Here is a 13,689-nt window from a genome sequence, read left to right as displayed (position 1 = left end):
ACAGAAGGATGCCTTCTGTGCTTTTTATTTCCCTCTTAAAAGGAAGTTTACTGGATAAACCGGCCCCTTGAGGATTCTACCATCTGGCCATGCTGCGGGTCGTTGTTTTCAAAGCGGGCCACACAAATCTCCGAACTGGCAAGACAGCGATAACTGCCTGTTACCTCGACCCACTGGCCGTTGAGGTTGCCGAACAGTTTCAGGTTCTGGTCTGCCTTTGCCGGACTAAAGGCAAAGGCACCAAGGGCTGCGGTGGCAAAGGCCAGGGCAGCCAGTTTGTTTTTCAGATTTTTCATCATAATTGCAGGCTTTTTTAACACTCAAAAAACCGGAAAACGTCTTACATTTTGAATAAATACCTACTCTGTTAAGGGTTTTCGGCTACTCCCTTTGCCTGCCCGGGCAGGCTTTTCGCGCGATAGCTTAAGGTCGGGTGGAGGGTGGCTTTTGGTGGAGAGCAAGATAAAGGCCGCTCAGGGAAAGGAAGCAGAAAAAGCTGTTTACCAGCAGGTGCTCTTTCCAGGAAAGACTTTCCAGCATTCCCCCGCAGGAGCAGGGAACATAGGCAAAAGCGCCTGATAATATCAGGACCGTATAGAGGGTGAACATCCCCATCAGCCCAAAGGCGGGCCACCAGGCGAATGGCCGCTGGGGTTTCCAGGCCAGCAGCAGGGCTGCGCCCAGCTCTGCCGCGGGCAGCAGCCAGACCAGGAGCGGGTGCAGGCTGTCGGGCAGGGGCTGGCTGAGCAGGTCCTGGCTGAATTGCTTCAGGTCCAGCAGCTTGCTGATGCCGGTGTAGGCCAGCAGCAGGATAAGCGGCAGGGACAGGTATAAAAGGCGATGCGGGTGTTTCATGATGCTCTCTTTTAAGCGGGGCCTCACCGGCTCTGGCGGAAGCTGCCTTATCAGGCATCCCCCTTCACGTATAATACACCCGCGGGGAGACCGGCCCTACCTTCCGCAGAAAGAGGTGGCAGGCGGGACAGCGGCGGAACCGGATAAGCCTGCAGGAAAATGCTTCTGGTCGTGAAAAATGCCGCTTATTCATCCGGCATAACAGATACTGTGATGAGGGGAAAGGAGATGCTGTATTAAAACCAGCTGATTGGTATCCCGCAGGGGTAGGGAAAGAGAGTGCAGGAATATTGTACAGGGTCTTTGCTGTCTGCGGCTGGCTCATGTAAGAAAAAAGGCTGAAATGGTGGTGAAGGAAAAGGAACGAGTAAAATATAGGTAAAGGCGGCCACTTTATTACATCTGCTGTTTCCTGTACTCAGGCGTGATGCAGCAGGATTATTTTCTTAAAACGTTGAGCAGCAGGAGCGGGTTGGCTGAAAAATGACGCTATAATTTCAGTTTTTATCTGTAACATAATATTTACGGGAAAAGAAAGAAAGTCTGCCCTGGCGGTTTGGCTACTTTTGGAGCATTCAACAGTCCTGGCTTGCAACGTAATATTTAGTTGATGCACCAGAGCTGCCACTTAAAGAACAGTCATGCGAAAACTGCTTTGCTTCCTCCTTCTTCTTTTGTTCTTTCCCCTCTTGGTCCCGGCTCAGACCGGAACGCTGCCGCTTCCCCGGCTTTGGCTTAGGGGAGATACGGGAACTTCTGTCAATGGCCTTTGGATGGACCAGAGCGGTCATGATCAGCATGCCGTGGCAGCAGAAGGGGAAGCCCCTCAGGCGGACGGGCTGCTGAACTTTAACAGCGTGCTGCGCTACGACGGAAGCGATGATTATATGCAGATTCCCTACAGCCTTGAAGGGCTTTCAGAAATTACCGTCTTTGCCGTTTACCAGTCTGCCGATACGGTGGAAAGGGGGATTTGGGGAACGGAAAAAGGAAATTCCCGCCGCATCCTCTTCAGTACCCGGCGGGTTTCCGGTCCCGATGAGGCGGTGGATGGTTATGGCAAAAATGAGAAGATGGCCATTCTGAGTACGCTTGTGCAGCAATGGAATGAAACCAGCTCCATCAGCGCGGAAGCATACCTTTCCCTGGGGACTTCCGGGAAGGAACAGGATACAATTAAGGTGTTCAAGGGCCTGCTGGCAGAACTAATGATTTTTGACAAGAGCCTGAGTTTTCTGGAGCGGGTGCAGATACAGACTTACCTGGCCCTGAAATACGGAATTCCCTTAAAGGAGGGGAACTATGTCAGTGCCGCCGAGCAGGTGCTCTGGAAGGCGGAAGAGAACCAGGAATATGCCTGGCGGCTGGCTGGCATCGGCCGGGCAGCGGCCTTTTCGCTGCACCAGAAACAAAGTGTCAGTGCCTATGATACGACCCGCTTTCTGCTGCTAAGTGCAGGTCCGCCTGCCGCCACCAACCTGGAAAATAAAGCCACTATTCCTGATGAACATTTTCTGTTGTGGGGGGATAATAATCTTGCCCTCTCGGATACGCTGAAAAAGGAACAGGAGCAGGATACCCTGCTGGCGGTACTGGAGCGGAAATGGCTGATGACCGCCAGTGGCAGTGAAATTAATCAGCTGGCTACTGAGCTGCGGTTTACCACCGCCAGCCTCCCGAATGACTCCAGTGCCTACTGGTTGCTTATCGACCCGACGGGTAGAGGCGATTATTCCCTTGATAATGTGAATATTGTACTGGCCGATACCGTGCTGGAGGATAGCATCAGTGTGTACCGCGGGGTTCGCTGGGACAGTGACCGCTCCGGTAAAGACGGCTTCAGCCTTGCCAGGGCTAAATATATGGTGGCGCAGGTACATAGCCTGCAGCACCCGGACTGTGAAAAGCCCGCAGGTGGCCGGGCCGCCTTCCGGGTAACAGGAGGAAAAGCGCCCTACCGCTATAGCCTGCGGAAAGAAGGCAGTGACGCACTGCGGGAATGGAAAGGACCACGGGAATTCAGCCAGGACAGCCTGGAAGCAGGTGTTTACCACCTGAGAATCACAGACGCGGAGAATTACAAAACCGAAAGGCAGTTCAGCCTTCAGCTGCCCAATACCTTAGTGGTCGATTTGGGCGAAGACCGGCCCCTGCCGGCCGGAAGCAAACTCCTCCTGAATGCCGGCGAGTTCGTGCCGGATACCATCCCCGCGACCTATCTCTGGGAAAGCAGCTATGGTTTCCGCAGTACGGACCCCCGGATCAGTATTGGTGAAACCGGAATATATACGGTCACCGTTAGCAATGCGGAAGGCTGTTCCTTTACCGATGAAATAGTGATTTCAGGAGCGGTCGCCCGGCGCTTTGCAGTCTTTCCTTCGCCGGTCAGCAGTGGAAAGCAGTTCAAGGTAAGTGTGTCGCTGAAGGAAGCAGGTCCTGTAAGCCTGCGGGTCTATTCGCTTTCGGGCAACCTGCTGCATCATCAGAAAGGGGAACATAGTGCGGAATACCAGTTTAACATGGCCCTGAAGGACCCTGGTATGTATAACATCATGCTGGATACTCCGGAAGGAACGGAGGTAAAAAGAATCGTTGTGCAGTAAGGGCCTTTTTCCTCAGCTGTCATCCATTATTAGTTCAAGTTTCATTATTCGCCTGTAAGCTTTTGCAGGCCCTGTACCCATATGAAAAGTTTCACTCCCCAAGCATTAATGCTTCTCCTGCTCCTCTGTACGCTGAGCAGGCCGGCCCTGAGTACCAATCCCGCCGCTAAACCCGTGGCGGCCTCTGTTCACTATGGGGCGGGCCTGCAGGAAGGGCTTATTGGTATTACAGAAGATATTCCGGTAGATAACCCGGCGGATAACATTTTCCATGTGGCGCTGGAGGAGGCTCCTTCGCACCACAAAAAGGTGTGGCTGGTGTATGATCTGGAGGGGGTGGCCGACCATACGGCGGTTTCCCGGAGCATCAACGACCAGCTGTCCGTAGGAGGGTACCTGGTAAAAGAGCAAAAGGGCTGGTCGCGGCAGCGTGAACAGATAGATGCCCGCTGGCTGAAGCAAGGGGATAACGTTATCCGTTTTACCATAGCCCGGGGAGGGCGGCACAGCTACCGGATCCGTAACCTGTCCATTGAGGTGGAAACAGGAGGGAGCCCCACCGCACCTGCTATTATTTTGAATCAGCCGGAAGCCTTTACTTCTGTAAAGAACCAGGTCTATGTCAAGGGATTTTTGCAGGGCCTAAAAGGAGGAGAGGCCAGGGTGCTGATTGAGGGCCAGCCTGCCAGAGTATCGGAAGGCGCTTTTGAAGCCCTTATCGTAAAGCCGCTGGAAAAGGGACAGGAGCGCCTTCAGCTGTCGGTGGAGGCTTTTCTTCCGGATGGCAGCCTGCTTTGTGAGGAATTTGAATTCCGTCAGGGCAGAAAGGCTGACTTTATGTATGATTTTGAAAAAGAAGGACAACATACCCGCCAGTTGTTTACGACCGGGCTGGATTGTGCGCTTTCACTGCAGGGAGCAGGTCTGGAAGTGAAGCCCGGCGACCTCCGGCAGGCGTCCCGTTTATCCATTACTTCCCTGAGGCAGGTGGACCTTCCGGCCCTTGATCCGGGCATGGTAAACGTAACGGCTTACAATGAAGGCTTCCGTTTTCTGCCGCACGGGCAGCTGTTCGAACGGGAGGTGGAGCTGCGTATGGGCTATGACGAAAGTAAAATCCCGGAGGGCTATACCGCCGCGGATATTAAAACCTATTATTTTGACGAGCAGACGCACCACTGGGTGCCGCTGCCGGCCGATACCCTGCTCGGAGAGCAGGGGGTGCTGGTGTCGCGCACGACCCATTTTACGGATATGATCAATGCCATTATCAAGGTGCCTGAATCACCGGAAGTGAATGCTTATAATTCTACCTCCATGAAGGGCATCAAGGCCGCAAACCCCATGGCGGGCATGAACCTGCTGGCCCCTCCGCAGGCGAATAATACCGGCAATGCCTCCATGAGCTACCCTCTTAAACTACCGGCCGGGCGGAACGGCATGCAGCCGCAGCTGGCCATCAGCTATAACAGCGGGGGCGGCAACGGCTGGCTTGGCCTGGGCTGGAACCTCAACATCCCGTCCATCAGTGTGGATACCCGCTGGGGCGTGCCGCGCTATGATTCGGCAGAGGAAACCGAAACTTATAGCCTGAACGGGGAGATGCTTAGTCCAATGGCACACCGGCAGCAGGCACCCGAAGCGAGATCGGGCGGGACAAAACGCTTCTATCCAAGGGTGGAGGGCGCTTTTAACAGGATTGAACGGTTCAAGGCTTCCACGAAAGATTATTACTGGACCGTCACCGATAAGAGTGGTGTGAAATATTACTACGGCGGAACGAACGGCGTTATGGATGAGGCGGTACTCAAGGATGCTGACGGAAATATTGCCCACTGGGCCCTGGTGAAGGTAATGGACCTGAACGGAAATTCCGTGCGCTATGAATATGAAAAGGTGCAGGAGGAGAATAATTCAGGAAAGTTAGAGGACCGGCAGTTGTATATCAGTAAAATTACTTATACCGAACACTCTTCTGTCCCAGGGAAATATTCCGTTCACTTCAGCCGGGAGCAGGGACGGACGGATATCAGCATCAATGCCCGTTATGGTTTTAAGCAGGTAACGGCAGACCTGCTGACAGGCATAGAAGTGAAGTATGGGTCGGAAAGCATCCGAAGCTATGTCTTAAAATATGAGCCGGGAGCCTTTGGCAAAAACCTGCTGAGGAGTATTAGCGAACTGGATGCGAATGGTGATATCTTCCATACCCACAGCTTTACCTATTATGATGAGGTATTCGAGGATGAGGTGTTTACTCCTTTCGGTGAAAAAGAAGAATGGGTGGTTCCATCAGATGCCATAAAAGGCACCTTCTCTACCTCTGATGAAGAAACATTTTTAGGTAAAGCCAGTGTATTAAGCGGAACGAGAAGCTCTGATTTTAGTGCAGGTACCAGTATCGGGGTAGGCTTCGACTTTAACTACTGGTTGAAAACCAATTCAGTGGGAGCGACATTTAATTTTGCCAGATCAGAAAGTAAAGGAATGACTACCCTTATTGATATAAATGGTGATGGATTACAGGATAAAGTCTTTGTTGATGAGGAAGGGATAAAATTCAGGCCAAACAAAGGGACTGCAGTGGAAAAAGGAACTTTTGGAGAAGCAGTTGCTTTGGTCTTTCATGCCGCTGAGTCCTTTCATGAAGAGAAAAGCAAAACCATCGGAGGGGGTCTAGAGGCTCAGTTCGGTGTAGCGGCTGCTGCTGTAAATGTTGGCGTTTCAAAAAGTAAAACGAAAAGTACGACTTCTGTCTACTTTGCAGATGCAAATGGAGATCAACTTACAGACATTGTTGCAAATGGTCTTGTATACTTTAATTATATCCATCCTGATACGGGTATCCCTACTTTTACGACAGATAGTAAATTTACACCGAGCCGGGTTTCGGGAGGAAGCCCTGTAAAAGGGGATATCATAACAGTAGATCAAAACGAAATTGACGAACAAAAGAGGCAGAACCCTTTACATGATATGGTAAGAATGTGGGTGGCCCCTTTTGATGGGAAAGTCAGCATTAAAGGGGAGGTCCAGCTGGTAGAGCCTGCTCAAAATGATGCGGCCAATAATGCGGATGGCGTGCGGATTTCCATACAGCGCGAAAATAAGGTCCTATGGAACGAGACTATAGAAGAAGGTGATTTTGGATGGCATAAACCGGAAGGGGTGGATAAGATTTCGGTCAAAAAGGGGGAAAGAATTTACTTCAGGCTCCAGTCCATCGACAATGGAGAAAATGACCAGGTTAACTGGGCGCCTGTGATTGAATATGTGAACAAAGATTATGATTTGACAGATGCCAATAATAAATCCTATTACCGATACAGCAGTGAAGAGGACTTTGTTTTTTCGGCACCAATGAGCACCACTCTCCCCTTTAAAGGAACGGTAGAATTGAAGAGTGATTTCAAGAAGGGGATTACCAGTGATGAAATTATAGTGGAGATCATTAGCAGGAAAGATGGTGCTGATAATGAGCGGATTTTGTTGCAGCGACACTACCAATGGGATGACACCCATGATACAGGCCTTGCCTTAGCTCCTTTTGAGGTTGATTCGGCAGAAAATATAAGCTTTCGCATTCGATCCTCCACCAATGTGGACTGGTCATCTATTGAATGGGTACCGAATTTGTATTACACTGCTTCCGATGATTATGCGGGTACAAAGGTAAAGAACGATAAAGGGGAATATTTATTTAACTTTTATCCTGTTCCATACTACAGTATTTATAGTGCCCTTTCTTCCGGAATGGGATGGACGGCAAAGGAAGATGCTGATACTCTCCGGATAAAACCGAAGATAACGCTTAAAGAAGATCTTTCCCTGGAAAGAGAGGTGGAAATCATTTTCTCTGTTAAAAAAGTAAATGAATTGGTTTATAAAGACACTGTCCTTTTAACGGAAGGACAGCCAGTAATCGCCGATAGTCTTTATCTTCCAATCAAAAAAGGAGAACGCCTGTTTTTTGAGTACCATACGAGCAATCCTACAGCTCCTGGACTTATAGATGATTTAAAAGTAGCGGTTAGCTTTCCTGAAGAAGAGCCCAAAGAGGTGGAAGCGGATTATTATCTGCACGTAGGTCCCGGAATTTTTGGTTCAATGTATCGCCAATGGGGGCATTTTTCCTATAATGGTAATGATTGGAGATCCATAGCAGGCATTGATCAAGGCCTGCTAAAGAGGAATACAGCAGTAGAGGAAATGAAGGAGGAGGATTTTGAAGGTATTGAAGATGCAGAGGATCTGGAAAACTTGGATTCGGAAAAACTCTTTAAGCCTGCTGAAGAAATGCTCATCATCCTTGCCGCTGATGAACAGCAAAGATCCTGGAAAGGATTTGATACGGACATTTACCTGACGGCCAGCCGGATGAGCAGTGCCCGCTTAGGGGCAGATGATTTATCTCCACTGGAATTTATTGCAGAAGGAGATGGTTCGGCTGCTTTTGCCATCAATAAAGTAACCGAAAGTACAAGTACCTCCGGTAGTGGCGGAGTGAGTATTGGTGGAGGTGTGGCAGGTGCGAGTGGTGTTTATGCCGGAGGACCCACTACGGTAATAACTGATTTCATGGACATGAACGGCGATCGTTATCCTGATGTGGTAACGCCTGGCAAGATCCAGTATACCCGACAAACCGGAGGTCTGCTTGAAGAAGTTGTTTCCCATGGTTTTAAACAAAACCACCAGATACGGACAAGTTCTAAAGGCTTTACTATATCAGGTAGCGCGCTGGATGAAAAGGTGCAGTCAAGGTCTACAAGCATTATGGGTATGACTGTTCTCTTAGGAAGTGGGAAAAATAGTGCCGGTTTAAGCGGAAGCTATGGAGAAGGGACCAATGAGACACGCTTTACCTGGAAGGATATAAATGGAGATGGATTGCCTGACAGGTTAACCGTAAATGATGAAGGCCAGGTACGGGTGGCTTTAAACCTCGGGTATAAATTTGCTGAGGAAGAAGAATGGAATTTCAACCAGATTCAGCAGGGAGAAAATACCAGCTATGGCGGCGGACTAGGATTTAGCATCGCCAGTGGTAGTATTTCAGGCGGAGTGAGCCTTTCAGGTTCCACCAGTAAGCTGCTGAATAATATGCAGGATGTAAATGGCGATGGTCTGGTAGATATACTTAATATTGCCGGGGATAGTGTAAGACTTAATTTAGGAAGTAGCTTTGGCAAGCCAATATCATGGAAAGGCCTCCATGGGCTTGGAGACACTAAGGGCACCAGCCTGGGAGGAAATGCAGCTTTTACAGCATCGGTTCCTTTGTTCTTTGGTAAGCTATATGTAAACCCAAGTGTGAGTAAGGGAAACTCTGTAAGCAGAGAGCTCTACCGTTTATCTGATATTGATGGAGATGGCTATCCAGATTTACTGTACTCTAATACAAGTTCGGAATTATCGGTGAAACGCTCCACCATCGGCAGGACCAATCTCCTGAAATCAGTACAGCGTCCCATGGGGGCCAGCTTTGCCCTGGAATACGAGAGGGTGGGCAATACCTATGAAATGCCGAATGCGGCCTGGGTACTGAGCGAGGTAAAAATGTTCGACGGCTTAGATGCAAAAGAGGATGGGGCAGATAGCCTGCACACCAGCTTTGCCTATGAAGCCGGTTATTACGACCGCCACGAGCGCGAATTCTATGGCTTTGGCAAAGTAACGACCCGTACCCATAACACCCAGGAAGGCAATGCCGTCTATACCCAGCTGGTGCAGACCTTCCATAACGATAATTATTATCATAAAGGCCTGCTGGAATCTGAAACGCTGCTCGACAGCAGCGGAAAGCCTTATGTAAAGAAGGCAAACCTATACAGGCTGGTTAATCCGGTGAACGGCCAGGAGCTGGAGGAGATTACAATGGACAACGATCCGTACCGGATTTTTCCGGCCCTGGAACAGACGGTACAGGAGTTTTATGAGGGAAATCCTAATGCAGGTCTTAGTACCCAAATCACCTTTGCCTATGATGCCTATGGCAATATGAGCCAGATCATCGATGAAGGCGGAGCCGGCACGGAAGATGATTTGACCGCAGATATTCTGTATCATTACCTGACAGCCAATGATCAGTATATCGTCGACCAGCCGCAAAAAATCGTGGTAAAGGGAACGGATAAAACCTACCGCATTCGGGAGGCGGATATTTACCCGAATGGCCTGGTAAAGGAAATACGACAGTACCTTAATGAGGAGGAGGCTGCGGTATATAACTTCCGCTACGATGCTTTCGGGAACCTGCAGAAAGTGACCCGGCCGGAGAATGCCGAAGGGCAGCGCATGGAAATCAGCTATGAGTATGATAATCAGGTCTATAGCTATGTCGAAAAGGTCAGCAATTCTTTTAATTATACCTCTTCTGCCAAATATGACTATAAGTTCGGGCAGCTGCTGGAAAGCGTGGATCTGAACGGGCAGAAGATCAGCTATACCATCGATGAGCTGGGAAGGGTAAAAACCATTACCGGCCCTTATGAGCAGACATCCGGTGCTCCCTTTACCCTTCAGTTTACCTACCATCCTTTCGATGAGGTGCCCTGGGCGCTGACGGAGCATTATGACCCGGCGCATCCGGAGAACAGGATGGAAACGGCCACCTTTGTAGACGGGCTGGGACGTGTGCTGCAGACTAAAAAGGATGTGGCTATTTACCAGGAAGGGGCCGCCGATAAGGAAATGATGGTGGTATCGGGCTGGCAGGAGTTCGACGGGCTGGGAAGGGTGGTGAAAACCTGGTATCCGACCCTGGAAGATAAGGGTCCGGCCAACATTAAGCATTTAAATACAGAAAAGGATACTGAGGTAGCTAAACCCACCGAAACCCTCTACGATGTGCTGGGACGCGTACGGGAGGTGAACCTGCCGGATGAGAATTCCAGTGAAACCTCTTATGGGTTTGGGTCGGACCGGGACGGGCGCCAGCAGTTTATGGCCCGGAGTACAGATGCCAATGGAATGATTACCGAGCAGTATACCGATGCCCGCGGCAGGATAACAGCCGTGAAGAACGCAGGCGATATCTGGACCAGCTTTACCTATAATGCCATAGGCGAGCAGCGAACGGCTACCAATGACCTGGGCCATACTACGGTTTCGGAATATGACCAGCTGGGCCGGCGTAAAACCCGCCTGCATCCGGATGCGGGGCTGACGGAATATACCTATGACCTTGCAGGCAATATGACGGAGCTGCTCACGGCCAACCTCAGGGAAGCAGGAGCAGGGCCTGTGCTCTATACTTACGACTATGAAAGGCTCACCGATATCACCTATCCGCAGAACCCGGAGAACAATGTGCAATATGAGTATGGCCCGGCCGGGGCTCCTCATAACCGGGCAGGGCGTATCAAGTACCAGATAGATGCCTCGGGAGCACAGGAGTTCTTCTATGGCCCTCTGGGCGAGGTGGTAAAGAATGTCCGCACCATTGTCATTCCCCGGCATGACGACCAGACCTATACCACCGAATGGACTTATGATACCTGGAACCGCTTGACCGGCATGGTTTACCCGGACGGGGAGAAGCTGGAGTATACCTACAATGTCGGTGGCTTACTTTACAGCATGAGTGGCAAAAAGAAAGGGCAGGAGTTTCACTATGTGAAGCAGCTGGGCTATGACAAGTTCGAGCAGCGGGTGTACCTGGAATATGGCAACGGCACCAAAACCACCTATGCCTATGAGCCGGAAAGAAGAAGGCTGCACAACATGGTGGCGAAGACGGCCAGTGGCCGGGCCATGATGGATAATGTTTATAAATACGACAAGGTCAACAACATCCTCAACCTGACCAATAATGCACCCATCCCTACCAGCAGTTTGATGGGAGGCTCCTCAGAATACGTATACAAGTATGATGATTTGTATCGCCTCACCGATGCCACCGGCTCCTTCAAAGGCAGTACAGAGGAGCATCGCTACAGCCTGCACATGGACTACAATACCGTAGGCGGCATTACGGCTAAGCAGCAGACTCATGAGCGGAAAGGCGGAGAGGAGCATGAGTGGACGGAGCAAAAGAAAACCACCTACAGCCAGAGCTATGAGTACGGACAGGAGCAGCCCAATGCTCCAACCCATATCGGCAAGCAGGCTTACAGCTACGATAAAAATGGGAATCAAACAGGTTGGACGCATGATGTGTCTGGCCAGCGGAGGAATATCCTCTGGGATGAGGAGAATAGAATCAGGACCATTTATGATAATGGCGCTGCGTTCCACTATACCTATGATGCTTCGGGTACAAGAGTCATCAAAGGCCGCAGCAGCGGACAAGCGGCTTATGTGAACAATGAACACAAAGGCGGCTCCGGCAATATGGGCAACTATACGGTTTATGTAAACCCCTATATCGTGCTCCGGAGTGGCGGCTATACCAAGCACTTCTACATCGAGGGACAAAGAATCGTCTCTAAATTAGGCGGCGGTATGGCAGATGCCAGCAAGGGACAGAAGGCCGGTGGTGACAAAGTCAATTATCCTGATAAGCAGGAACAGAGCCGCGAAGGCATTGTCAGAAACCTGAAGTTCCTGGGCCATGATGGTGCCATCCTTACCGCAGGAAGGAGCGGAAAGGTACCGCCCGGACAGATCATCGGCGATGGCGAAAGCGGCGGTAATGGCAATGGTGGTGGAAAAGGCGGGAAGGAAGGGGAGCACTTCCAGTACTATTACCATCCGGATCATTTAGGCAGTTCTTCCTATATTACGGATGCTTCCGGAGAGGTATACCAGCACCTGGAGTACTTTGCCTTCGGAGAGACTTTTGTGGAGGAGCATTCCAATACGCACCGCACACCTTACCTCTACAATGGAAAAGAGCTGGATGAGGAAACGGGGTTGTATTACTATGGAGCCAGGTACTATGACCCCCAGACGAGTGTTTGGCTGGCGGTGGATCCGTTAGGAGAAAAGATGCCGGGATGGTCGCCATATAATTACACTTTTAATAATCCTGTTGCCTATACTGATCCAGATGGTAGGATACCTTACCCGATAACAATTAGATCATTTGCTCCATTTAAAACGTTTGGTTTTGGGTTTCATGGAGATGATAGAGGATATTCAAATACACCTTCTTATGCTAGTGGGCAGGGGCCAACGGCAAGAGCACATCAAAGGATTTTATTTGATACTGATAAATCTTCTATACAGGCTTATGGTTGGAGTTCGCCAACATACCGGTCATCAAATCCAACTGGTGCAGAAACTGCAAAACCTGAAGTTAATTTTATTGGTGGATTTAGGACGGAAAGAAATGGTGATTCTAAAACTTTTCACTTTGGAACCCATTCAGCTGCGGCAAACCCTAAAACACCCCCTGGAACACCTAATATTGATGTTTTTTCTGAATTTTCAATCACAGAAAATAGAGCGGCAGGTACTTTAGCAATTAGTGGTAAACTTACTGGAGATAACTTTCCGAGTACGGAAGCGTTTATTACCGATCCAAGTGGCCAAAGTGTATTCATTGGAGTAGGCCAGATAGATGCAGGGGTGGATAAAGATTGGGGCGTTGGGAGTTTATTTGGCGAGGATAGAAGTAACCCTGTTACCAGTTTTAACTTTACTATATCAACTGATAAGAATGGTAACTTTACAGGTGTAAATTCAGGGGGTAAGAATTATAAAATCGCTGAATGGAATAAGCAATTTACAGATAAAAAGCCTCAATTAGATTAAATGATGAGAATATATATATGTTATTTGCTTTCATCGATATTAAACTTTCTGTTAATTATTTTTTACTGGGGAGTTTCTGCAGGATTAGCAAATTATTCTCCTATTATAGCATTGGTAGGAACTATTATTTTACTTGTACTAGCTCTCCCGGCAATTGTTTATACAAAGCAAATAGGCTTAATTCTTGGAAGTATCGGCTGTTCATTAATTTTGGTTTATGAATTGCCTTTGTTAATAATGAACTTGAAAAAGGTCGTATTGGAGCATAAGTTTCAATGGGAGGCTATTGGTTTTAGTATGCCAGCTATACTCGCTATTTTGAGTACATATTTTACTGTAAAGGCTCTGCTAAAAAAAGATGATATTTCATTAAATATGCCATCAAATAGATATTTGAAAGGATTATTAGCAGCGATACCACTAGTGTTATTTTTTCTATATATAATTTTTTATGGTAGGTACTGGAGTTGGGATATATTTAGTTTATAGAATATTGCAATTATAAAGTTTTGTCTTGCTAGTGCTGTTTAAG

General features: G+C 49.0%; 5 protein-coding genes. 3 read left to right on the top strand and 2 right to left on the bottom strand.

Annotation, left to right across the window (positions count from 1 at the left end; all coding sequences use genetic code 11):
• Positions 1-47 precede the first annotated feature (47 nt).
• Together F752_RS0119245 and F752_RS24630 are read right to left on the bottom strand one after the other, a co-directional pair.
• The gene (locus tag F752_RS0119245; protein WP_017733381.1) at positions 48-299 is read right to left on the bottom strand and encodes a DUF6520 family protein; all 252 of its coding nucleotides are present in this window, start codon (positions 297-299) and stop codon (positions 48-50) included.
• A gap of 124 nt (positions 300-423) precedes the next feature.
• The gene (locus tag F752_RS24630; RefSeq protein ID WP_017733380.1) at positions 424-855 is read right to left on the bottom strand and encodes a MauE/DoxX family redox-associated membrane protein; all 432 of its coding nucleotides are present in this window, start codon (positions 853-855) and stop codon (positions 424-426) included.
• A gap of 641 nt (positions 856-1,496) precedes the next feature.
• Here F752_RS24630 and F752_RS0119230 point away from each other — a divergent pair.
• From F752_RS0119230 to F752_RS0119220, 3 genes are all read left to right on the top strand, one after another.
• Positions 1,497-3,458 carry a T9SS type A sorting domain-containing protein gene (locus F752_RS0119230; RefSeq protein WP_017733378.1) on the top strand — a complete coding sequence of 654 codons (1,962 nt, stop codon included), beginning with the start codon at positions 1,497-1,499 and terminating at the stop codon, positions 3,456-3,458.
• An 81-nt stretch (positions 3,459-3,539) separates the two neighbouring features.
• Positions 3,540-13,157, top strand: coding sequence for a SpvB/TcaC N-terminal domain-containing protein (locus tag F752_RS0119225; protein ID WP_152425216.1), 9,618 nt, complete (start codon positions 3,540-3,542; stop codon positions 13,155-13,157).
• Complete coding sequence (locus F752_RS0119220; RefSeq protein WP_017733376.1) at positions 13,158-13,646, top strand: hypothetical protein; 489 nt, start codon at positions 13,158-13,160, stop codon at positions 13,644-13,646.
• Positions 13,647-13,689: the final 43 nt, after the last annotated feature.

This window comes from Nafulsella turpanensis ZLM-10, from assembly GCF_000346615.1.
GTDB classification, from domain to species: Bacteria; Bacteroidota; Bacteroidia; order Cytophagales; family Cyclobacteriaceae; genus Nafulsella; species Nafulsella turpanensis.
Note: the sequence above shows the minus strand (reverse complement) of the source record. Positions and strands in the feature narration are given on the sequence as shown.

Excerpts from the sequence above, each read along its gene's own strand:
- F752_RS0119245 (WP_017733381.1), bottom strand. The coding sequence starts at position 299 with ATGATGAAAAATCTGAAAAACAAACTGGCTGCCCTGGCCTTTGCCACC.
- F752_RS24630 (WP_017733380.1), bottom strand. The coding sequence starts at position 855 with ATGAAACACCCGCATCGCCTTTTATACCTGTCCCTGCCGCTTATCCTG.
- F752_RS0119230 (WP_017733378.1), top strand. The coding sequence starts at position 1,497 with ATGCGAAAACTGCTTTGCTTCCTCCTTCTTCTTTTGTTCTTTCCCCTC.
- F752_RS0119225 (WP_152425216.1), top strand. The coding sequence starts at position 3,540 with ATGAAAAGTTTCACTCCCCAAGCATTAATGCTTCTCCTGCTCCTCTGT.
- F752_RS0119220 (WP_017733376.1), top strand. The coding sequence starts at position 13,158 with ATGATGAGAATATATATATGTTATTTGCTTTCATCGATATTAAACTTT.